The sequence below is a fragment of the Acidipila sp. EB88 genome (assembly GCF_003858395.1).
GTDB lineage: Bacteria > Acidobacteriota > Terriglobia > Terriglobales > Acidobacteriaceae > EB88.
Genome location: NZ_QWEV01000005.1, coordinates 3913248 through 3936316, shown reverse-complemented (window position 1 = coordinate 3936316; position 23069 = coordinate 3913248). Strand labels below are relative to the sequence as shown.

Annotated in this window: 19 protein-coding genes; 10 read left to right on the top strand and 9 right to left on the bottom strand. The window is 61.3% G+C overall.

The window, feature by feature from the left end:
* The first annotated feature begins 59 nt into the window (after positions 1–59).
* Complete coding sequence (locus D1Y84_RS16500) at positions 60–2288, top strand: thiamine pyrophosphate-dependent enzyme (protein WP_124849664.1); 2229 nt, start codon at positions 60–62, stop codon at positions 2286–2288.
* A 452-nt stretch (positions 2289–2740) separates the two neighbouring features.
* Positions 2741–3049: a Rieske (2Fe-2S) protein gene (locus tag D1Y84_RS16495; RefSeq protein WP_124849663.1), complete on the top strand. Its 309-nt coding sequence runs from the start codon at positions 2741–2743 to the stop codon at positions 3047–3049.
* A 16-nt stretch (positions 3050–3065) separates the two neighbouring features.
* Here the strand turns inward: D1Y84_RS16495 and D1Y84_RS16490 are convergent, their stop codons facing one another.
* A complete protein-coding gene (locus D1Y84_RS16490) occupies positions 3066–3479 on the bottom strand; it encodes an Rrf2 family transcriptional regulator (RefSeq protein WP_124849662.1) in 414 nt (137 codons plus the stop codon).
* Positions 3480–3683: 204 nt separating this feature from the next.
* Between D1Y84_RS16490 and D1Y84_RS16485 the strand changes: the two genes are divergently transcribed.
* The gene (locus D1Y84_RS16485; protein ID WP_124849661.1) at positions 3684–4481 is read left to right on the top strand and encodes a TIGR00282 family metallophosphoesterase; all 798 of its coding nucleotides are present in this window, start codon (positions 3684–3686) and stop codon (positions 4479–4481) included.
* Positions 4482–4724: 243 nt separating this feature from the next.
* Complete coding sequence (locus tag D1Y84_RS16480) at positions 4725–7781, top strand: ligand-binding sensor domain-containing diguanylate cyclase (protein WP_158615530.1); 3057 nt, start codon at positions 4725–4727, stop codon at positions 7779–7781.
* On the opposite strand, the gene lysS is transcribed toward D1Y84_RS16480, so the two are convergent.
* A complete protein-coding gene (gene lysS / locus D1Y84_RS16475; protein WP_233581493.1) occupies positions 7778–9442 on the bottom strand; it encodes a lysine--tRNA ligase in 1665 nt (554 codons plus the stop codon). The two genes, D1Y84_RS16480 and lysS, sit on opposite strands and share 4 nt — an antisense overlap.
* A 108-nt stretch (positions 9443–9550) precedes the next feature.
* On the opposite strand from lysS, the gene D1Y84_RS16470 reads away from it, so the two are divergent.
* From D1Y84_RS16470 to D1Y84_RS16445, 6 genes are all read left to right on the top strand, one after another.
* Positions 9551–9886: an AtpZ/AtpI family protein gene (locus tag D1Y84_RS16470; RefSeq protein WP_124849658.1), complete on the top strand. Its 336-nt coding sequence runs from the start codon at positions 9551–9553 to the stop codon at positions 9884–9886.
* Positions 9883–10332 carry an ATP synthase subunit I gene (locus D1Y84_RS16465; RefSeq protein WP_233581492.1) on the top strand — a complete coding sequence of 150 codons (450 nt, stop codon included), beginning with the start codon at positions 9883–9885 and terminating at the stop codon, positions 10330–10332. The genes D1Y84_RS16470 and D1Y84_RS16465 overlap by 4 nt, the downstream gene beginning before the upstream one ends.
* Before the next feature lie 51 nt (positions 10333–10383).
* Complete coding sequence (gene atpB, locus D1Y84_RS16460; RefSeq protein ID WP_124849657.1) at positions 10384–11133, top strand: F0F1 ATP synthase subunit A; 750 nt, start codon at positions 10384–10386, stop codon at positions 11131–11133.
* Between the two features lie 162 nt (positions 11134–11295).
* Positions 11296–11598: an ATP synthase F0 subunit C gene (locus tag D1Y84_RS16455; RefSeq protein ID WP_124849656.1), complete on the top strand. Its 303-nt coding sequence runs from the start codon at positions 11296–11298 to the stop codon at positions 11596–11598.
* A 128-nt stretch (positions 11599–11726) separates the two neighbouring features.
* The gene (locus D1Y84_RS16450) at positions 11727–12737 is read left to right on the top strand and encodes an ABC transporter ATP-binding protein (RefSeq protein ID WP_124849655.1); all 1011 of its coding nucleotides are present in this window, start codon (positions 11727–11729) and stop codon (positions 12735–12737) included.
* Complete coding sequence (locus tag D1Y84_RS16445; RefSeq protein ID WP_124849654.1) at positions 12734–13429, top strand: hypothetical protein; 696 nt, start codon at positions 12734–12736, stop codon at positions 13427–13429. The genes D1Y84_RS16450 and D1Y84_RS16445 overlap by 4 nt, the downstream gene beginning before the upstream one ends.
* A 56-nt stretch (positions 13430–13485) precedes the next feature.
* Here the strand turns inward: D1Y84_RS16445 and D1Y84_RS16440 are convergent, their stop codons facing one another.
* The 7 genes from D1Y84_RS16440 to nuoG form a co-directional block, all read right to left on the bottom strand.
* Complete coding sequence (locus D1Y84_RS16440; RefSeq protein WP_124849653.1) at positions 13486–15003, bottom strand: NADH-quinone oxidoreductase subunit N; 1518 nt, start codon at positions 15001–15003, stop codon at positions 13486–13488.
* A complete protein-coding gene (locus tag D1Y84_RS16435; RefSeq protein WP_124849652.1) occupies positions 15000–16550 on the bottom strand; it encodes a NuoM family protein in 1551 nt (516 codons plus the stop codon). Before D1Y84_RS16435 ends, D1Y84_RS16440 begins: the two co-directional genes overlap by 4 nt.
* 21 nt (positions 16551–16571) lie before the next feature.
* Positions 16572–18623: an NADH-quinone oxidoreductase subunit L gene (gene nuoL / locus D1Y84_RS16430; RefSeq protein ID WP_124849651.1), complete on the bottom strand. Its 2052-nt coding sequence runs from the start codon at positions 18621–18623 to the stop codon at positions 16572–16574.
* The gene (gene nuoK, locus D1Y84_RS16425) at positions 18620–18925 is read right to left on the bottom strand and encodes an NADH-quinone oxidoreductase subunit NuoK (RefSeq protein ID WP_124849650.1); all 306 of its coding nucleotides are present in this window, start codon (positions 18923–18925) and stop codon (positions 18620–18622) included. The genes nuoL and nuoK overlap by 4 nt, the downstream gene beginning before the upstream one ends.
* A 3-nt stretch (positions 18926–18928) precedes the next feature.
* Positions 18929–19429, bottom strand: a complete 501-nt coding sequence (locus D1Y84_RS16420; protein ID WP_124849649.1) for an NADH-quinone oxidoreductase subunit J — start codon at positions 19427–19429, stop codon at positions 18929–18931.
* A gap of 147 nt (positions 19430–19576) precedes the next feature.
* Positions 19577–20641, bottom strand: coding sequence for an NADH-quinone oxidoreductase subunit NuoH (gene nuoH, locus D1Y84_RS16415; RefSeq protein ID WP_124849648.1), 1065 nt, complete (start codon positions 20639–20641; stop codon positions 19577–19579).
* Between the two features lie 55 nt (positions 20642–20696).
* Positions 20697–23054 carry an NADH-quinone oxidoreductase subunit NuoG gene (gene nuoG / locus D1Y84_RS16410; protein WP_124849647.1) on the bottom strand — a complete coding sequence of 786 codons (2358 nt, stop codon included), beginning with the start codon at positions 23052–23054 and terminating at the stop codon, positions 20697–20699.
* Between the last annotated feature and the right edge of the window lie 15 nt (positions 23055–23069).

Below are 23069 nucleotides of genomic sequence, written 5' to 3'. Positions count from 1 at the left end.
GGAGCTTCGGCCAGGGTTCATCGAAACAGGGACCAGCCGGGTAACACAGGAGGAGCTGTATGGCGGTGGGAGAGATTGCGGTACGGGAGCCAGCCGGGGCGGATGCTGCAGGTGCTGCGAAACAGACAGAGCCTGGTCTGCACGGGAATGCCGGCGCACCGTGGGCCGGCCTCAGCCCCGAGCAGCTCGTCCACATCTACCGCTTCATGCTGCTGTCGCGTCGGACCGACGATCGCGAAATCCAGTTGAAGCGCCAGCAGAAGATCTTCTTCCAGATCTCCTGCGCCGGGCATGAAGCACTGCTGGTCGCCGCGGGCATGGCATTCCGTCCAGGCTATGACTGGTTTTTTCCCTACTATCGCGATCGCGCACTCTGCCTCACGCTGGGCTCCACCGTGGAGGATCTGCTGCTGCAAGGGGTCGGCGCGGCGGATGACCCATCAAGCGGCGGCCGGCAGATGCCCTGCCACTGGGGGAATCCGCGGCTCAATATTGTCTCTGCTTCCTCGGTCACTGCCACGCAATGCCTCCACGCCATCGGCTGCGCGGAAGCAGGCCGCTACTTCGCGCGGCATCCCGAAGCGGCGGCTTCGCACAAGGGCGACTACCGCGAGTTCAAGGACGTCACCTTTCATGGCGATGAGGTCGTATACCTTTCGATCGGAGAAGGCTCTACAAGCCAGGGCGAGTTCTGGGAGTCGCTCAACACCGCCTCCAACCAGAAGCTGCCGGTGGTGTACGTCATCGAGGACAATGGCTATGCCATTTCCACTCCGGTCGAGGTAAACACGCCGGGCGGCTCGATCTCGAAGCTGGTGCAGAACTTCCCCAACTTTTTCTTTGCAGAAGTCGATGGAACGGACCCGATCGCCAGCTACAGCGCCCTGGTGGGAGCCGTGGCATGGTGCCGGGCAGGGAACGGGCCGGCCTTCGTGCATGGGCACGTCGTGCGCCCTTACTCCCACTCCGAATCGGATGATGAGCGCTCGTACCGCAGCGCAGAGGAGATCGCAGCCGACGCGGCGCGAGATCCCTTGCCGCGTTTTCGCGAGCGCCTGCTGCGCGAAGGCATTGCCGACACGGCCACGCTCGAGGCGCTCGAACACAGCGTCGAGGTGGAAGTGCACGAGGCATCCGACCGAGCCGTGAATGCCGCGCTGCCGGAGATCAGCAGCATCCTGCGGCACGTCTATTCCGAGCGGTACGACCCGACCAGCCCTGGGCTGACGACTGTCTCGCAGGCGAGCGCGGACGCGAAGCCGCGCACTATGGCGGACCTGATCAACAGCTGCCTGCACGAGGAGATGCGACGCGACGAGCGCATCGTGATCTACGGCGAAGATGTTGCTGATGCTTCCCGCGAGGCGGCATTGCGCGCCGGCGAGATCAAGGGCAAGGGCGGAGTCTTCAAACTCACAGCTGGTTTGCAGACCGAGTTTGGCGGAGAGCGGGTGTTCAACTCACCCCTGGCTGAAGCCAACATCGTCGGCCGTGCGCTGGGCTATGCCGTGCGCGGCATGAAGCCCGTGGTCGAGATCCAGTTCTTCGACTACATCTGGCCGGCGCTGCACCAGATGCGGAACGAGCTTTCCAATCTCAGGTGGCGTTCGAATGGCACCTTCTCGGCGCCTCTCGTCATTCGCTGCCCGATCGGCGGCTACCTGACGGGCGGCTCCATTTACCACTCGCAGTCAGGCGAGGTGATGTTCACCCATACCCCGGGCATCCGGGTGGTAATGCCTTCCAACGCGCTCGACGCCAACGGGCTGCTGCGCACAGCGATCCGCTGCGACGACCCGGTGCTGTTCCTTGAACACAAGCGACTCTACCGCGAACCCTACGGGCGCGCGGCGGATCCAGGGCCGGACTACACCATTCCTTTTGGCAAGGCAGCAACCGTCCGCTCCGGCACCGACCTTACCATCATCACCTATGGCGCCGTGGTGCCTCGTGCGCTGCAGGCAGCGCAACGCGCCGAGCGTGAACTCGGGCTCCAGGTGGAACTGATCGATCTGCGTACCCTCAGCCCTTACGACTGGGACGCCATTGCCACTTCTGTTGTAAAGACCAATCGCGTGCTGGTCGCCTACGAAGACATGCAGAGCTGGGGCTACGGAGCCGAGATCGCGGCCCGTATTGGAGACGAACTGTTCGATGATCTGGACGCGCCCGTTCGGCGGGTCGCGGGCATGGACACGTTCGTCGCCTACCAGCCGCTGCTTGAGGACGAAATCCTGCCGCAACCGGACCGGATCTTTAAGGCAATCGTCGCACTCGCCAGCTATTAACCGCATGTGGGGTAGGAGCAGGCATGCTCCTTGTTGCATGTAATCCGTTTCATCGAAATGATTTAGATTCAGTTCTTGAAGCTTTGCTTGAAGGAATCACGGCAGTCAATAATCCGTAGCTGAAGAGAAGCTGGGCTGAGATCCCGGGCTGGCTAATGGAGGTGCCGCAGGATCACCGGCATGGTGATCAGAATCAGCAACACTGCCAGCAAAAGCACGATGCCGAGTCCCCCAGGATCCAGCTCAGCTTCACCTGTGGGGATGACTCGCCCGCAGGCGTCACAAAGCCGGTGACCCGTGTATCCGATGAACCGCGGCGCGACCTCGCGGGCTGCCGCCCGTTTGCTCGCGCCGCTTCGGCGGCGGTGAGTTTTCGAAGCCGATTACTCATCAGATAACACCTCGGCGGGAAGGTCACCCGCTGCGAACGTCCAATCAGAAAAGAGACTGCTATGCGTTTGGTTCATCTGTGTCGCTTGGATGAGGCGCCGGCTCCCGGCGAGCTCCGAGAGTTTACGGTGGAAGGCCGACAGCTGTGTGTGGCCAACGACGGCGGCAGGCTCGCCGCCGTCGATAACATCTGCCCCCACCGGCAAGGCCCACTGGCGGAAGGACAGCTGGAAGCAGGCAGGGTGCTGTGCCCCTGGCATGCCTGGGCCTTTGACCTGGTGGATGGCGTGGCTGAGCACAACTCCGCTGCGAGCGTGGAGGTGTTCCCGCTCGAAATTGAGGATACGGATGTCCTGGTCAAGCTTGCCTGAGTGGGGGAGGTAGGGCTCAGGCCTTCTTCTTGGCGGTGCGCTTGACGATCTGCTGCAAAGACACTTCGCTGAGCGAGCGAAGCAGTGCCGTTTCTGCGCTCGCGAAGCTGCTGCGGAGCTCATTGGCGATACGCTTCGCGTCGGCCCCGCTCACTGTTGCGTCATTAAACATGGAGCTCTGTTCCGCCGCACGGTAGATGTCGGCAAGGCTGATGCTTGCTGCTGGACGCACCAGCTCCGACCCACCGGACGGTCCCTTGTGGTTGCGCACCAGCGAAGCGAGCTGTAGCTGGGCGAGGATGCGACGGATAACCACGGCATTGGTTTGTAACTTGGCAGCTATCGACTCGGAAGAATGGAGTTGCTCAGGCTGCCTTGCCAGGAAGACCAGCGCATGTACGGCGGTTGCGAAACGTGTGTTTGTAGCCATTGCGGTTGCATCCTATAACGAACAATTATTGGGTTGAAGTTAGTGAGTTATAGCCTGAAGGTAAACCCAGATGAAGGCTATGTCTATTCATAACCGAACAGCTGCGCGGAGAACCCGTGTTCACTCGGGTGGGTCGTACGGGAGTGCCGTCGCCGTACATGCTAGCATCAGCTTTCAACTGTGATGGCACTGGAGGCATGAGCGTTGCGAATCCTTTTTGTCGGAGATGTATTTGGGCATGCCGGCCGTCATATCGTGCAGGAGCACCTGCCTGCGCTTGTGACAAATCATGAGATAGATCTACTAATCGTCAATGCCGAGAACTCTGCCGGCGGCTTTGGCGTCACTCCTTCGACAGCCAACGAGTTGTTTGATCTGGGCGCTCATGTGCTAACTACCGGCAATCATGTGTGGGATAAGCGGGAGATTATTGACTATCTGCAGAGTGTTCCGGCTGATAGTCACGATCGCCCGCGACGTGTGCTGCGCCCGGCAAACTACGTGGAAGGCACGCCCGGCTTCGGCTGGTACCAGGGCAAACTGGCAGACCAGCAGGCCTATGCGGTGATCAACCTGCAGGGGCGCGTCTTTATGGCTTCAAACGATGACCCTTTCCGGACTGCGGATCGACTGTTGCAGCAAATCACTGCACCGGTCATCCTTGTGGACTTTCACGCCGAAGCTACAAGCGAGAAGGCAGCCCTTGGCTGGTATCTGGATGGTCGCGTCACCGCCGTGCTTGGTACGCATACGCATGTGCCCACCGCGGATGATCGAGTGCTTCCAGGTGGCACCGCTTACCAGACAGATGTCGGGATGAGCGGTCCATATGGAAGCGTCATTGGAGTCGAAAAAGAAATGGTCCTCCACCGGTTTCTTACGGGCATGCCCGCGCGCTTTGAACAAGCCAAGGCAGATCCGCGTCTGAGTGCGACCCTGGTGGAATGTGACGGCATCAGCGGCAAGGCTCTCTCCACGCGCAGATTTCTTCTGGGCGAATGATGTGGAAAAGTGTGACAGCCACAGGCGCGATCTTCTGTTCGATTTCTTACACAGGTACACACAGAATAAGCGGCACAGGGGCAGGAGACTGCGCCATTGCGCCTGCAAGGTAACCCCGCGATGCCCGTCGGCCGGCGCAAAACACGGCACTCCGCATTAAGATCAAAACAATCTCGGAATGGTCTGCCACGACGAACCTCTCCAAATACAGGCTGAGTGCATGTGGGCAAGAAGGGTGGGACAGTGACGTTCAAACATGTCGATTCTGTTCCGCTCAGCCCAGCCAGCCGGGGCTCGCTGCTCGCGGTCATCCTTCTGGTTCTGCTCGCCTTCTCTGGGGGTGTGGCTCGTGCTCAGTCCTACACGTTCGCGCACTTCGGGCAGGAAGATGGCCTGCTGAACCCGGATGCAAGCGCCATCGTGCAGGACAAACGCGGGGTGCTGTGGGTAGGCACCGAAAACGGCGTCTTCCGCGCCGATGGTAACCATTTCGTCCAGGTGCAGAGTTTTGCCGACGCAGTATTTGGTGCTGTGCTCGCCATGCACGTGGATGGTGCAGGGCGCGTGTGGGTGATGGGTGCGAAACGGCTCGTTTACTTCGATAACAACGGCGCACTCCATGAGGTACCTGACCTGGCGCTGAACGTCGTGCTTGATGAGAGCGCGCGGCTTGCCTCGTTGCCTGATCAACCGAATACCCTTTTTATGTTGCACGGCGGCCTGTTGCAGGAAGTGCACAGCAACGACGGCAACACTGGCTGGACAGTGCAGACCGCCTTACCAGAAGCCCAACTCCACGATCTGCCGCAGCCCGCCGAAGTGCACAGCCTGGTTGCTGATCCCAAACGGCATGTGATCTGGGCAGGGTGCGGCAAGGCACTCTGCGCGCTCAGGCCGCCTGGTTCAGAGTCAGCGGATCCAGGTTCGCTGCTTGAGGTCTGGGATGGAAGGCGCAACATCCCCGCCGATACGTGGTCGCGCCTGTTGCTGGCGCACGACGGTTCGTTGTGGGCGCGCAGCGCTCACGATGTGATCCGGCTCGATCCAGAAACCTGGCAGGTTACACATTTCGGCAACCCTTCCCCGCATGTGGTCCAAAGCTTCAGCGAGCCGGCGCTTGTCGAGGACCCGGATGGCGGCATGATCGCCAACACCACGGACGGGCTCGCTCGCTTAACAAATGGCCATTGGCAGCAGCTTTCTTCCGCGAATGGTCTCCCGTCAAGCGAGATAGCCACCATGTTCTTCGATCGCAAAGGAGGCTTCTGGCTTTCTCCGGTCGGGCAGGGCATGTGGCGCTGGCTGGGCTACAAAAACTGGCAGAACTGGACCCGCTCAGCCGGCATGGCTGGGGATGTGGCCTGGTCCACGCTGCGCGACCCCAAGGGCCGGCTCTGGGCCACATCGACCAACGACGTCAACCTAATTGATGAGGCGGCAGGCCGCGTCATCCCGCAGAACGGGGGCAAGGCGGTCGGAGCCGTGCAGACCATGACGGCGGATGCCCGTGGCCACCTGTGGCTGGGCGGGAATGACGGTATCCTCATGGACTTTGATCCGGCGACCCGCCAGACCCGCTCCGTTGCACGAGACCTGGGCTACATCTACGCGGTGCGGGCAGACCTGGGCGGAGGCGCGGGCGTCGTTGCGGGTCAGCGAGTCTGGATCTGCACAGCTACTGGTGTCGGTTACGTTTCAAGTGAGGATGGGTGGACGCATACGCACATGCTGCATGGTGGTGGAGCTCCGCCCTCGAATGCCTGGAGTATGGCGGAAGCCAAGGATGGCACGTTCTGGTTCTCGGCTGCCGGAGGCCTGTATCGCCTCGTTAACGGGACGTGGAGCCACGTGGTGGTCCCGGATGGAACGAGCCTGATTGACTATCCCGCGATGTATGTGGCTGCCGACCAGACGCTGTGGATCCAGGCAGCGCTTCCTCATCCGTTACTGCATCTGCGGCTGGAAGGGAATCGTGCCGTCATCATCGGCTCGGTGTCTTCGGATATCGTGGCCACCGATGACCTGAGCTTTATCACCATCGATCATCGGGGCTGGATGTGGGTGGGCAGCGATCTCGGGATCTATGCTTTTGATGGCAAGCGCTGGGTGCATTGCACGCAGGAAGATGGTCTGCTCTCTGACGACACCGACACCAGCGGCGTCTACGAGGATCGCGACGGGTCGATGTGGTTTGCCACCGTCAGTGGTGTTTCGCATCTGCTGCACCCGGCACAGCTGTTCGACGTGGCGACGCCAACCATTGACGTGCAGGATGTTCGGATCAACGGGCACAAGCTGGAACCGGGCAAGAACCCCAACTTCAACCTGCGGGCGCCGGAGCTGAGTGTCGATCTCTTTTCCACGAACTACCAGCGTCCTCGAGCCGTTGTCTTCCTTTACCGCCTGTCGGGTCGCGAGGACGACTGGCAGGCAACCGGTCCGGGCACTCTGCACTTTTCTGGGCTCCGTGCCGGCGAGTACACCCTGAGCCTCCAGGCAATGGACAAGCGGGTGCATGCTTTCTCCACGCCGATCGAGTACTCCTTCACGGTGCTGCCGCCGTGGTATCGACGGGATCGCTCCAAGGTGCTGGCTTTGACGCTGCTGATGCTGCTCATCGCGGGCGGCTGGAGGTTGAGCCTGCGCAACCTGAAGCGCAATGAAGCGCTGCTGCAGCAGAAAGTCGACCTGCAGACCGCGCAGCTCCTCGCTGAGAAACAGGAACTGGAGCGAGCACAGTCGAGGCTGGTAGAAACAGCCCGGCGCGATGCACTCACGGGTTTGCTGAACCGGTCCGCAATCTTCGATGTGCTGGCCAGGATGCGGCGCGTGGCTCTGGCAGCCAAGACGCCTCTCAGCGTGGTCATGGCCGACCTCGACCACTTCAAATCCATCAACGATCGCTATGGACACACGATCGGGGACGTGGTGTTGCGCGAGTGCGCGGCACGTCTCCGGGAAACGCTCCGCCCCGGCGATGCCGTGGGTCGCTATGGCGGAGAGGAGCTCCTCATTGCTATCCCGGGGTTAGACGCCGAGCATGCGATCGCGCGCTTGGAAGAAGTGCGTGCGGCCATTGCATCCCGGCCCATCATCCACGGCGAGCTCGTGCTGTATGTCACATGCTCGTATGGCGTGGCCTGGGTAAACCATGAGCAGCGCGACCTGGAAGCCCTGGTGCATGCTGCGGACGAGGCCCTGTATGTGGCCAAGCAAAATGGTCGCAACCGGGTGGAGTTCGCTTCACCGGACAGCCCGCACGACTCTGTGCTTGGCCGCGAGCTACCCGGCAAGCTTTAGCGCGTTTCCGGCCGCAGCAGCGGAAACAGGATCACATCCCGGATCGATCGAGCGCCTGTCAGGATCATGGTGAGGCGATCGATGCCGATGCCCTCTCCTGCGGTGGGCGGCAAGCCGTAAGAGAGGGCGCGGATGTAATCCTCATCCATGGCATGGGCCTCGTCGTCACCCCGCGCACGTTCCGCCAGCTGCTGGTCGAAGCGGCGTCGCTGCTCGCCGGCATCGTTCAGCTCGGAGAATGCATTGCCGACTTCGAAGCCCCCGATGTAGAACTCAAAGCGCTCGACCCAGTCCGGCTCCTCTGGCTTGTTCTTGGACAGCGGCGAGACGGCAACAGGGAAGTCGTAGATGATCGTCGGCTGGATCAGGTGATCTTCCGCCACGGTTTCAAAGATGGTCGCGATGGTTTTCCCGGCGGGCTCGTCGGCCTTGCTGTCGACGCCGATATGAGCCTCGCGCAGGCGACGCACCAGCGTCTGCACCTTCTCTCCGGAGGCGAAATCCTCAAATGCTGGGGCGGCACCGCACTGCGTGGGCCAGAACGCGATGATTGCTTCGCGCATCGAGTATCGCTGCCACCGGGACAGATCAATGGTATGGCCGTTGAAGCGGCACACGGTGGTGCCGTTCACGGCCATCGCGGTTGAGGACACCAGCTCCTCCGTCAGAGTCATCAGGTCGTAATAGTTGGAGTACGCCTGGTAAAACTCCAGCATCGTGAACTCGGGATTGTGCTGCGTGGAAATGCCTTCGTTGCGGAAGTTGCGGTTGATCTCGTAGACCCGGTCCAGCCCACCGACTACGAGGCGTTTGAGGTACAGCTCCGGGGCAATGCGCAGAAACAGGTCAAGATCAAGCGCGTTGTGGTGCGTCGTAAATGGCTTTGCGGCAGCCCCACCGGCGACCGGCTGCATCATCGGAGTTTCTACTTCGAGATACCCGCGCTCATCAAAGAAGGTGCGCAGCGCACGCAGTACCTGGGCGCGCTTTACAAACACATCGCGGACGCGCACCGGATGCTGCGGGCTTTCTGCTCCATCGACGGTCGCTGGCGCAGTGTCCTGCGCCGCCGCCAAGACGGGAGGCTTGCCGGTCTCGTGCTTGTCGTGCTCGTTGTGCTCAGCGCCGGCGGCCGCGGTCTCAAGCTCTAGCTCGGTGTTCATGAAGAGATCCACGTAGCGCTGGCGGTAGCGGAGTTCTACGTCGGAGAGTCCGTGGTACTTCTCGGGCAGCGCGAGCATCGCCTTGCCCAGAAAGGTCAGCGTCTCTACGTGCACGCTGAGTTCGCCGGTGCGGGTGCGGAACAGGTAGCCGCTCGCCCCGATATGGTCACCGGCGTCCAGGAGTTTATAGAGCGCGAAGCCTTTCGGCCCCACTGCATCCTGCCGCACATAGATCTGCAGGCGGAGGCCGCCCTGCTGCAGATGAGCGAAGCCGGCTTTGCCCTGCGCGCGGATCGTCATCAGCCGGCCGGCTACCGCGACATGGATCTTCTCAGCCTCGAGCGTCTCAGCCGAAGCATCGCTGAAGCGAGCCCAGATTTCCGGCACGGTGTCTGTGGTGGCGTAGCTGTTGGGGTATGCCTGCTGGCCGAGCGCCACGATCTGCTGCAGTTTTTCCTGCCGAAGCGCGTAAAGACTGCGCTCAAATTCCGATTCCATCACGGAGTGTATGTCCTTCTGTCGAGAGGTCTAGGTCAGTATAGAGGGCGCCGCTGTATGGTCAGAGCGCGTCGGCGCGGACCTTGGTAGAGTTGAAGAGTGCCTGGTATGCCTTCATCGTCGTCACAGCCCGACCCGCCACGCAGGCAAAGCGGCAGCATGCAGGCGCTGGTCAAGGCTGAAAAGCTCTCGCAGGTTGCCTTTGCGCTTCCTGTCTCCGTGCTCGTTGGCTGGCTGCTGGGCGCGGGTCTCGACAAGCTGCTGCACCAGCACTGGATCTACATAGCAGGCCTGCTGCTTGGAGTCGTCGCCGGGTTCATCCAAGTCTTCCGCATGATCAATGAGCCGGGACTTCTCTCTGCCACGGCCTACGACAAGAGCGCGCCCAGGGGCCAGGGGTTCAGCGACAAAGAAGGTAAAGACGACTGGAAGCAGGACGCATGACAATGCCTGAGTACCCGGCACAGGAAACGCCCATCGTCGCAAGCCCGATCCCGCCTGAGATTACCGATGCTCACCTGCGCAGCGCTATGCTGCGCGCGATGCGCCTGGTAGCCATTTTTGGGATCGCGCTGGCAAGCATTGTGCTCCTCACCAGTGGCTGGCAAAGCGCCGTGCTGCTGTTGATCGGCGCCGCGATCTCGGTCAGTGGTTTGTGGGAATGGCAGAAGCTCATCGCCCTGCTTTCCGCCAAGCTGGACAACCAGCAGAAAACAGGGGGCGCCCGTGTCGTAGTGGGCTTTTTTGTTCGCCTGTTACTTGCCGCAGTCCTGCTCTATGGTAGCCTGAAGAGTCTTCATGGGGGCTCTGTGTATGCGCTGGTCGGTGGACTTGCGCTTGCGGCATTTGCCCTTGCCATTGAGGCGGCACGACTGGTTCGCACCCGCTAGTTCTGCTTGATTGTGTTGCCCGTGCACATTTCTGTTGCAAGTGAAGGATGCATGCTTTTTCTACTCGACGCCCTGAGCCGCTTTCTGAACGGGTTATTTGCCGGCCCTGTTGTTGCCCTGCTTCTACATTTCGGGATCCACCCGGCTAAGCCAAACACCCCGATCAGCAACGCGCTGATTCTGGAACTCGTTGTCGCGTGCGGGCTGGTACTCTTCTTCCTGCTCGTACGCGCCAGCCTCTCCGTGGAGAAGCCGGGTGTCCTGCAGATGACCGCCGAGGGCGTCTACAACTTTGTCGACGAGCAGGGACACTCCATCATCGGACACGATCACACGCGCTACATGCCGTTTGTGGCGACGATCCTGCTGTTCGTGCTGTGCTGCAACATGATCGGACTTTTGCCCGGCATCGATACACCTACCTCGAGTCCCGCGGTTCCGCTTGGCCTCGCCCTGCTGACCTTTGTGTATTACAACGCGGCCGGCCTCTTCACCCAGGGACCCTGGAAGTACTTCAAGCATTTCCTCGGGCCGGTGTGGTGGATCTCCTGGTTCATGCTGCCGCTGGAAATCATCTCGCATCTGGCACGCGTTCTGTCGCTCACGGTTCGTCTTTACGCCAACATGTTTGCGAGCGATCTGCTGACGATGGTGTTTTTCTCGCTCATTCCGATCGGCATTCCGATCGTCTTTCTGGCGCTGCACTTTGGCGTCGCACTGATCCAGGCTTACGTGTTCATGCTGCTGGCAATGATCTATCTGTCGGGCGCCACGTCGCATGAGGACGAAGGCGCCGTCTAAGGAAGCCCCTTAGCGCGCCAACAGGATTCCTGCCGGGGAGTGGCTTCCCGCCCTGGCGCACGGGGAAGGCTGACAGCGTGAGGGAGCAGGCCGCGCGCCTGCTTCAACCACCCACTGCCGGTTTGAAGATTCACATAGGGAAGCGACAAGGAGAACTACCCAATGAAGCAGCTACAGTACCTTTTCATGACCCTTTCCGTCCTTCTGCTGGCCTCGCCGGCATGGGCGCAGACTGGCAACGGCGGTGTTGCCTCGTTCGTTCCGCTCGGTGCTGGTCTCGGCATGGGCATCGCTTCCGGCCTGTGCGGTATCGGCCAAGGCAAAGCGGCAGCCTCTGCCACGGAAGCCTTCGCCCGCAATCCTGGCGCACGCGCCGGCATTCTGCTGTTCTACGTTCTGGGTCTGGCTTTCATTGAGTCCCTCGCACTGTTTACGCTCGTGATCGTTTTCGCCAAGGTCAAGTAACTCGAACGTTTCGCGACGCGGTGGAGATTCCACCTGTGGCGAAGTTGAAAAGGCTCCTGCACTTGCAGGAGCCTTTTCAATGCGCGTGACCCACCATCAGAAACAACTTCCAGACCATCCAATCGCCCATGGCTGCTCTGCTGCGGTTTGACCAGATAACGAAACGGTACGGGCGGCAGGTCGCCCTGGACTCCCTTACCCTCACCGTGGAAGCAGGCGAGATCTTCGGCTTTGTGGGCCCGAATGGCGCGGGCAAAAGCACGGCCATTCGCATCGCGATGGGTTTTTTGCACGCCAGCGCAGGCCGGGGAGAACTGCTCGGTGTCCCTTTTGCCCAGGCCCGCGCGGCACGCGCAGGGGTCGGGTATGTGCCGGACGCGCCTGTCTTCTTTGCATCGACGCCGCTCGAGGCGGTGCTTTTCGCAGGCCGCCTCAACTCTGAGGATGCCGGGCAGACCGATGCTGACTTGCGGACGCGAGCCCTGGAACTGCTGCGCTGGCTTGACCTGCCTGTGAGTTTCAGTGGGTGGCGAGCCGCAGGCAAGGCGGACGCCCGCAAACTGTCACGAGGCCAGCAACAGCGTCTCGCCATTGCGCAGGCGCTGGTCAGTCATCCGCGCCTGCTGGTGCTGGACGAGCCAACCTCTGCGCTGGACCCTCCCGGCGTGTCGCTGGTGCGGGAAGCACTTGTGCGCTCCCGGGCGGAGGGGACGGCTGTCTTTTTCTCTTCCCACCAGTTGCAGGAGGTAGAAACCCTGTGCGATCGCGCTGCGTTCCTGGCGGCGGGCAAGCTGGTGGCTATGGGCAGCATGGCGGAGTTACTCCGGGAGGGCGACTGCGTGTCTATCACCGTGCGTAGGCTGCAGCCGGAAGACCCATTTGTGCGGCTTCATGCATCTACCTTGTCGCAGGCGCACTCCATAGCGGTTAGTGGAGATCTTGTCTTCGTGGTGCCAGTGCACGAGCAACAGTGTTTTTTAGAGCAGGCTTGGCTGGCCGGAGCAGAACTGGTTGAAGTCGTAAGACAACGTCGGAGGCTGCAGGAACTTTTCGAGATGAACCGTCGGGCATCTGAGTCGGGGTACGTATCGGGCGCACAGAGTGACAATCCCACTGACGAACTGAGGGAGAGACCATGAGCACCGTGCATATACAACGCATCCTCTTGGTCGCAGGGATGTTGTTGCGGCAGAGCCGAATTCTGTTGCTGCTCCTGCTGGTTTGGCCCCTTGCCCTGTGTGCCATTCTGCTGGCGGCAGATCATGGAAAGCCCTCGAGCGAGGATGTATCCGCGATCCTGCAGCAAGAGCTTTTCTACGGCTTGGCGCTGATTGGGCTCGGCGCCAGTGTCGCCCTAGGCACCGAGCAGCGCGCTCACCGCACGCAACAGGTGCTCAGCCGTGCGGTGGGCCGGGCTGAATATCTGCTTGCCCTGGGCCTCAGCGCGTACCTGCCGTTTGCCGGCTATGTTGCTGTGTGGGCGCTGAGCGCTGCGTCGTTCGCCGTATTGCTGAAGACGCCGATGCCACTCTCCGCCATCGTTGCAGAGCTTGCGGCTGGTCTCCTGTTATGCGCGTCGGGTCTCTTTTTTTCCGTTGTATTTGCCCAGCTCATAGCTACTGCCTGTACCGGTGCCGTGCTGGCGCTGCTGATTCTGGCAGGGACCCATGGCATCGGCGGTCCCGCAGGGCTTTTCGGCTGGCTGGCGGATCAGCAGACCGGAAGCCCGCTCGCAGTTGCGCTGCAGAGCGCGGAAGTACTGGTTCTTGCCGCAGGGGTGTGCGCTGCCGCGTGCACTGTATTCGCCCGAAAGGACCTGCAACTCCACTAACGCAAAAGGCCCGGCAGACAAGCTGCCGGGCCTTTCACCTTGATTACAGTCACGAATCATTGCACCACTGTTGCCTTGGTTTCCACATCAAGCATCGGCGGGTGAGCCGTCGTCATGGACGATCCCTGGATGCCGAATGTCAGCGACGCCGCTCGTGCTGCGCTCAACACCCGGCCGGGCATGATGCCGAGCATGAGGGTTGAAACCACCGTCAAAAGAAGAGCGAACAGCATCGAGATCTGAATGCGTGGCATCTGCTCAAGCGGCATATTCTCGGATGGTTTCGAGTAGATCGCTGCCAGCAGGCGAAGGTAGTAAAACGCCGCCACGCCGGAATTGATCAACCCGATGATCGCGAGCCACACCAGCCCCGAGTGCAGCGCTGCGGCAAAGACATAGAACTTGCCAAAGAAGCCGCCGGTGAAGGGAATGCCGATCAGCGAGATGAGGAAGAACGCCATTGCGCCGCCCATCAGCGGAGAGCGATAGCCTAGACCACGGTAGTCCTGCACCGTGGTGAGCCGGTCTTCATAGCCGCCTACGTGCGAGATCACAGCGAAGATACCGACGTTCATCGCGGCATAGGTGACCGTGTAGAAGGCCGCCGCAGCAACGCCGTCCGTGGAAAGCGCAGTGAAGCCAACCAGCAGGTATCCGGCATTAGCGATCGAGGAGTACGCCAGCATGCGTTTGACGTTGCGCTGCTTCAGCGCACCAAGGTTGCCGATCGTCATGGACAGCACAGCCATCCACCAGACCAATGGCTGCCAGTGGGCGTACAGCGTGGGAAAGGAGACAAACAGGATGCGGAGGAGCACCGCAAATGCCGCCGCTTTGGGTGCCGTGGACATCATGCCGACGATCGGCGAAGGAGCTCCTTCGTAGGTATCGGGCGTCCACACGTGGAAGGGAGCCGCGGACACTTTAAAGCCGAGGCCGATCAGGATCATGCCCACGCCGAGCGTAGCGATCAGCGGGGTGGTGCTGCCCGGAAGCTGCGCCGCGATCAGCCCGATGCGGGTTGTGCCAGTTGCGCCGAAGACCAGTGCGATGCCATACAGGAAAAATGCCGTGGCAAAGGAGCCAAGCAGGAAGTACTTGATGGAAGACTCGGGCCCCTTGGCGGAGTGGCGACGGAAGCCGGCAAGGATGTAGGAGGAGATCGAAGAGATCTCAAGCGCGATAAAGATCAGCAGCAGCTCGACGGCAGACGTCATGAGCATGGACCCGACCGCGCCGAAGATGGTCAGCGCGAACAATTCGCCGAGGTTCTCCTGGTCGTTCGTCACTGTGTCCAACGTGACCAGGAGCGACGTGAGCACGATCCCGGCGATCAGGATATGGAAGAACCCGGAGAAAGCATCCGTCTGCACGGTGTTGAAGTAAGCCGTGCCAGGTGCGAGGTGCAGCTGTTGAATCGAGGCGAACAGCGCAAGCAGGGTGCCGAGGACGGCAAGCCAGCCCATGGACTTGCGGGTCGCAGCCCTGGGCATGATCGGGTCGATCAACATGATCAACACACCCGTCACCGTCAGGATGACTTCCGGCAGGATGCGGAGTAGCTGGGGGTTCATTTGGCCTCCGCAGTGTGCGTCGCCGGAGGCAACGCTGTGAATCGTACTTCGCTGTGTGCTGCGTAGTGGAGACCGAACGGGTTCGATGCAAGCCCGCGCACCGCAGGCTCAATCGCCTTGATCCAATAGGGAGACAGCGTACCCATGACGAGCATCAGCACCATGAATGGCCACACGGCAAGGTGTTCCCGCGCGTTGATGTCGCGGATGGTGGAGCGGCCCTGCACCAGCGCCGACTGCTTGCCGTAGAAGACGTTCTGCACCATGGTCAGCAGGAACGCAGCGCTCAGGATGACACCGGTGGTTGCCACCGCGGCCCAGCCTGTATGCGTGGCAAAGCTCGAAGAAAGCACCAGGAACTCGCCCACAAACCCGTTTAGCAATGGCAGTCCGGCCAGCGAGAGCGAAGTGATCACAAAGAACGCGACCATCCAAGGGAGGCGTGCAGCCAGACCACCATAGGCCGGCATCTCGTAGGTGCCGTAGCGCTCGTACAGGAACCCAAGCAGGAGCAGCAGCGCGCCTCCGGAAAGTCCCTCGTTCAGGGTCTGGTATACCGCACCATCAAGACCGGCTACCGAAAAGCAGAAGATGCCGAGGATGCAAAACGATAGCGCTGCCAGAGTAGCGAAGGCGGTGAGGCGTTTCAGGTCCTTCTGTGCCAGCGCGACCAGCGACCCGTACACGATGCCGATCACGGCAAGCGCGATCATCCAGGGAGCGAACAGGCGTGCCTGTGCAGGGAAGAGGCCCAGGTTGAAGCGCAGGATGGAGTAGAGCCCGAGCTTGCCGGCCACGACCATGGCCATCGCCGTGGGTGCTTCGGAGAACACATCACCAAGCCAGCCATGCAACGGAAACACCGGGACCTTGACCGCGAAGGCGAACAGAAATGCGAAGGCAGTCCATGCCAGTGCATTCTGTGTGATGCCGAGCTGTCCGGTGGCCAGCATGTGCTGCAGCGTGACGAAGTCGAACGTGCCGCTCTTGGCATAGAGGTACAGGATTGCGACCAGGAACAGCGCCGAAGGGATGAACGTGTACAGGAAGAACTTGATCGCGGCCGCCGGACCCTTGGTGCGTCCGAACATGGCAATCAGGATCGCCATCGGGATCAGCGAGAGCTCCCAGAAGCCGTAGTAGAGGAAGATATCGAGCGAGGTAAACACGCCCAGCATCGCCGTCTGCTGGAGCAGGAAGAAGAAGTAGAACTCCTTCGAGCGGGTCGAGATCGCGGTCCAGCTGGCCAGCACGCCGATGGGCGCAAGGAAGCCGGTCAGCACGACCAGCCAGAGCGAAATACCGTCGATGCCCATGTGGTAGCGGATGTTCGGGCTCGTGATCCAACTGTAGTCCTCTACGAACTGAAAGGAGCGTGTGCCGTAGTCGTAATGAGCCGGCAGGTGAAGCGTGAGCGCAAAGGTCAGCAGCGAGACCAGCAGTGCGCACCACTGGATCACTTTGCCTTGCCGCGGCAGCAGCGCGATCAGAATCGCGCCAAGTGCCGGGACAAAGGTCGTGATGGAGAGGATGTGTTCGTTCAGCACCAGTTCGTGTCCTTCCAAACGCTAGCGGGGCAGGTGAGTTCCAAAGCCAAAGAAAGTGAGTACCAGCAGGAGCGCTGCCCCGGCAGCGAGCCAGCCCGCGTAGGAGCGAATATTGCCGGACTGCATACGCTGTGCCACGGAGCCAAGTCCCTTGATGCCGGTCCCGAGCCCGAAGCCCGCACCCGTGATGATGCCGGTGTCGACCACGCCGCCAAGGATGTAGCGCGAGATAAACAGCACAGGGCGCACCAGGATCGTGTCATACAGCTCATCGATCCGGTACTTGTCGAGTAACAGCAGGTACAGCCCACGGAAGCGCGCGGCAAGCTCGCCGGGCAGTTCGGGACGCTTGAGGTAGAAGAAGTACGCCACAGCAAAACCGCTCAGCGCCGTCAGCGTAGAAATCAACGCAAGCGTGATCTCGAGTGCGCCATTCTCCGCCGCCTCGGGAGACCCGACAACCCGCAGTACGGGCGACAGGAAGTTGTGGAGGAAGTTGCCTTCGCCCGGCAAGCCGAGTGCGCCACCAACGACCGAAAGGATGGCCAGGATCACCAGCGGCAGCAGCATGACCCATGGACTCTCATGCGGCTCGCCGTGTGCACCATGCGGGTCGGGCGAGTGCACTGTGGCATGCGGGGCGGCGTGAGTGGTAGTCGCTTCCGCCATGCCCTTGGAGGCCTCAGGCGAGTGGGTTGGTTCGGGCGTATGGGGGTGAGCGAACTCAGCCCGGCTTGCACCGAAGAAGGTCAGGAAGTACAAGCGGAACATGTAGAAGGACGTGAGACCGGCAGTCAGCAGCCCGACAAGCCAGAGCAGCTTCGCTCCCGCCATGGGCGAGGTAAAGACCTGGTACAGGATCTCGTCCTTGGAGAAGAAGCCGGCAAGCGGCGGGATACCGGCGATGGCGATCACGCCCGCCGTCATGGTCCAGAAAGTGACGGGGATCTTGGAACGCAGCCCGCCCATCACGCGCATATCCTGCTCGCCCGACAGTGCGTGGATCACGGAACCGGCGGCGAGGAAGAGCAGCGCCTTGAAGAAGGCGTGGGTGACCACGTGGAAGATTGCCGAGGAGTACGAAGCGACACCACAGGCAAGGAACATGTAGCCAAGCTGTGACACCGTCGAGTAGGCAAGCACGCGCTTGATGTCGGTCTGCATCAGGCCGATGGTGGCGGCGAAGAAAGCCGTGGCGCAACCGATGATCGCGACGGTACCGAGGGCAAAAGGCGAACGGTCAAAGATCGGGTGGGTACGAGCCACCATGTACACGCCGGCCGTGACCATGGTCGCTGCGTGGATCAGCGCGGATACAGGCGTGGGGCCTTCCATGGCGTCCGGCAGCCATACATACAGCGGGATCTGCGCCGACTTGCCGGCGGCGCCTACCAGCAGGCAGAGCGCGATCGCCGTGAGCCAGCCGCCGTGCAGCGCGGGCTGGGTCGCCAGTTCTGCCAGAACAGCCTGAAAGCTCAGCGTGCCGAAGTGCAGGATGACCAGGAACATGGCCAGCAGGAAACCGAAGTCGCCGATACGGTTGACAATGAACGCTTTCTTGCCGGCGTTCGCCGCGGAGTCGCGATCGAAGTAGTAGCCGATCAGCAGGTACGAGGCCAGACCCACACCTTCCCAGCCCACAAACAGCAGCAGGAAGTTTTCAGCAAGCACCAGCGTCAGCATGAAGAACATGAAGAGGTTGAGATAGGCGAAGAAGCGCCAGAAACCATCCTCATGCGCCATGTAGCCAACGGAGTACAGGTGGATCAGGAAGCCCACGCCGGTGACCACCAGCAGGAACACCATGGTGAGCTCGTCGACCGAGAATGCGAAATCTGCGTGGAAGCCGCCGGCCACGATCCAGTGGTTCAAGTACTCCACGTGCGGCAGCGCGAGCGAATGAAACTGCAGCGCAATGTTGGCAACTAGGCAGAACGGAAGAAAGGTAAACAGGAGCGCGACGGCGGACACCACGGGACGCGAAAGGCGGCGGCCGATGGTGCCGTTCAGCAGGAAGCCGAGGAACGGCAGCAGTGGAATCCAGAGCAGGTGGAGCGAGGGGGTGCCGTTCATAGTTTCATCAGGTCCACTTGGTCGACGTTGAGCGTGTTGCGCGCGCGGAAGATCGCGATGATGATGGCGAGGCCTACCGCAGCTTCCGCCGCGGCGACCACCATCACAAAGAAGACGAAGAGCTGACCTGAAACCTCGTGTCGCTGATGCGAGAACGCCACAAACGCCAGGTTCACGGCGTTGAGCATCAGCTCAATCGACATGAAGATGGTGATGATGTTGCGCTTGACCAGGAAAGCGCCCACGCCGATCGAGAACAGGATGGCGCTGAGGACGAGGTAGTACGCAATAGGGACAGTCATGGGCTAGTTCTGCTCCTTGCGGGCCAGGGCCACGGCGCCGAGGATGGCGATCAGGATCAGCACCGAGGTGACCTCAAAGGGAAGCAGCAGGTCGCGAAACAGCACCCGCGCCAGCGCCGAGGTGGACACTAACTGGTCGCCCAGGGCGGTCGTGCCGAGGTGCACCTTCTCGGACAGGTACACATACGAGAGCAGGCACACCAGCGCGACTACGCCGGGAAAGCCTGCAGCAGAAGCGACCCGGCTCGTGCTCTTCGCGCGATCTTCTTCCCCGGCATTGAGCAGCATGATCACAAAGGTGAACAGCACCATGATGGCGCCGGAGTACACAATGACCTGGGCAGCGGCAAGAAACTCTGCGCCGAGCAGGAGATACAGCACCGCAAGCGACACCATGACCACGATCAGCGAAAGGGCGCTGTTAATAGGATGTCGCTGCAGCAGGAGATTGAGAGCGCCTGCTACACAGAGTGCGGCGAAGATGAAGAACAGGACAACGTACATGCTGGATCCACACTCACTACGCGATCGACTCGCAAGGTTTCTGCTGGTTGCGGTGCGGCCCTAATCGACCCTGGCCGACGTCGGTTCAAGCGAACTTGAGGAAATCAAATTGTAAACCACTCTGTTGCAAGGCGGCGCCTCACCCTTTTACGGGTGAAGCGTCGTGCGCCAGGCAAACCAGAGACTGGTTGCGACGATATTGAGAACCGCCAGGGGCATGAGGAACTTCCAACCGAAGCTCATCAGCTGGTCATACCGGAAACGCGGCAGCGTGCCACGCACCCAGATATAGAGGAAGAGAAATAGGAACACCTTGAACACGAACCAGCCGATCGGCAGCAGGGCAGCGATCACCGGGCCCCCCAGGTTGTCGGGGAGCAGGTGACCGAATGGGCTTGACCAGCCGCCGAAGAACAGCAGCGTCGCCACGCAGGCGACCGTGATCATGTTGGCGTACTCCGCCATGAAGAACATCGCGAACTTCATCGACGAGTACTCGGTGTGGTACCCGGCGGCCAGCTCGCTCTCTGCTTCGGGCAGATCGAACGGGGTGCGGTTGGTCTCGGCGTATGCCGCCATGAGGTAGATAAAGAAGCCGACAAACTGCAGGCCGCCAAAGAAGTTCCAGCTCAGCAGGCCGTGGGCGGACTGTACATCCACGATGTCGCGCAGGCGCAGCGAGCCGGCACGCATCACCACGCCGACCAGCGAGAGACCCAGCGCGAGCTCATAGGAGATGAGCTGTGCCGAGGCGCGCAGCGAACCCAGCAGCGAGTACTTGTTGTTGGAGGCCCAGCCGGAGAGCGCGATACCGTAGACGCCCACGGAGGTGACGCCCAGGATCACCAGCAGCCCGATGTTGACGTCGGCGATATCAAACAACTGCACGCCGTGGAACGAGGACATGCCGCCGAACGGCACCACCGCGATCGAGGTCAGCGCGCAGGCCAGAGCAATCACCGGCGCCGCGATATAGAGCGGACGATATACCTCTGTCGGCAGAAGGTCTTCCTTGAGGAAGAGCTTGAGCCCGTCGGCGAGCGGCTGCAGCAATCCGAAGGGACCGACACGGGAGGGTCCCCAGCGGTTCTGGATGCGGCCGACGACCTTGCGTTCAAGCAGAACCGTGTAGGCCACCGCGGTGAGGTAGATCACCAGCACCACGGCAATCTTGATAAGGCTCAACAGGGTAAAGATCAGGATCGTCGACACGCGTTTTGCCTTCCGTTCATGGTAAGTTTCAGAGCACTTTCAGCAGGGCTGTTGTTCAATCGGCCGCGGTTTCGGCCGGGCTTGTTTCGCGACTCTCCATGACCTCGTGCAGCACCTTGGAGTATCGCCCCAATGTACCTGAAGTAAACAGGGTGTCATTTGCCGGAAGCACCAGGTCGGCCCGATCGGCAGGGAAGTTCGCGATCTGCACCAGGTCTGTACGCATCGCCTTGTCCGCGCCCGAGAACAGCTCGAAGCGGGAAATGGCATACGACGGCACCAGGCGCTGGATCTCGTCAAACGTTGCGAACGGATCGAACGGGCTCAGCTTCGGCTCGTAGTTGTTGGCCGCGAGCCAGACCGCATGGCGGTCGGCCTCGCCGGACTGGGCGCCGCGCGATTGTCCCAGGTCCGCGCGCAGACCCTTGCCGAACGGAACCATGGACTGCGCACGCGCACCCATCTTATCCGCGATACGCACGATCATCTCGAAGTCCGTACGCACGCCCGAGGTGTCCGACGCCTTCTTGACCAGCTGGATGTCGCCGTAGGTGTTGGTCACGGTGCCGGACTTCTCGTATAGGTTGGCCGCCGGTAGCACCACGTCGGCGAGCAGCGCTGTTTCGGTCAGGAACATGTCCTGCACAACCACAAACGTGTTGGCAAGCACGGCAGGCTCGACGCCGTAGCGCGACACCGGGTTGGAGCCGACGACGTAGAGCGCGCCCAATTCGCCGCGTCCTGCTGCGTCCATCATCTGCACCAGGTTCATCCCCGGCTCGGTCGGCAACGGTGCGCCATACTCATCGGCGAACCCTGCGCCTTCTGCCGCGGGTGCGTACCCGGGAAGAAAGTCAGGCAGCACGCCCATATCCGCCGCGCCACGCGAGTTGACGTAATCGCCCAGCGCCGCAACCTTGCAGTTGGGCAGGGTGAGCGCCCAGGCGACCAATGTCTCGAGGTCGCGGCCGCGGAACTCGGAACCGAATGCGATTACCAATTCCGGCTCGGCCAAGAGGGCTTCGCGGAACTTCGTGGCTGTGTCGTTCGGAACAAACTCCGACTCCTGGCCCGCCAGGTAGCGGATCAGTGCGCCATACCCGTGTGCCGGGATCTCGATCGCCGCCTTGGCCTGCCGGCGGAGCTTGATGTCGGCATGGTTAGCAAGGTACAGCCGCGAACGGTTGGTGCGCACATTGGTGCGGATGTTCCAGGCGAGCGCCGGGTGCTGCTCGGTTGGATCGTTGCCCAGCACCAGCATGGCCGGCGCCTTTTCGAAATCGCGCAGGCTGGCAGCCTTGTTAGCCGCGCCACCCAGGGCCGCGAGGAGCGCCGGGTAGTCCGCGGTGCGATGGTGATCGATGTTGTTGGTCTGCAGCACCATGCGTGCAAACTTCTGCAGCAGGTAGTTCTCTTCGTTGGTGGTGCGGTTCGAGCCGATCACCCCAATGGCTTTGCCGCCGCGCGTCTGCCGCACCTCGCGCAGGCGCTTGCCGACATGCTCGATCGCCACCTCCCAGGTGGTGGGCTCCAACTTGCCGTTAGCCTGGCGCACCAGCGGCTGCGTCAGGCGATCTTCCCGGTTCGCAAAGTCGAACGAGTAGCGCCCCTTGATGCACAGGAAGTCGCCATTGATGCCGCTCTTGTCGCGGTTGTCGCCACGCACGATCTCGGAGCCGGCGTTGTCCTGCCGCGTGCCCAGGGTCGTCTTGCAGCCATCTCCGCAGTGGGTGCAGATCGTGGCCGTGTGGTTCATCTCCCACGGGCGGGTCTTGTAGCGGTATGCGCCCGAGGTAAGCGCGCCCACCGGGCAGATGTCGATGCAGGCGCCGCACTCTTCGCAGTCCAGATGGTCGCCGCCATTGGGCGCGATCACGGAGCTCGAGCCGCGGTTCTGCACACCCAGTGCCCACACATCCATGCCCTCGCCGCATACACGCACGCAGCGATAGCAGAGGATGCAGCGCGGGCGGTCGAAGAACACGACCGGCGACCACTGCTGCTCTTCCTTGTGGTTCTTGGTCTCGACGTAGTTCGAGCCAGACGCGCCGTACTTGAACGTCATGTCCTGCAGTTCGCACTGGCCACCCGCGTCGCAGACAGGGCAGTCGAGCGGGTGGTTGCCCAGCAGCAGTTCGAGGATGCCCTTGCGCGACTGCGCAATCTCCTCACTCTCGGTCGTGACAATCATGCCCTCCGCGACCGGCGTGGTGCAGGCGGTCTGCAGCTTCGGCATCTTCTCTACCCGCACCACGCACATGCGGCAGGCGCCCTGCAGCGAAAGACCCGGATAGTAGCAGAACGCGGGGATCTCGATGCCGACCGACTTGCAGGCATCGATCAACAGCGTGCCTGCCGGCGTGGTGATCTGCTTGCCATCAACGGTGAGATTTACTGTCTTTACTTCAGCCATGAATTTCCCTTTTTC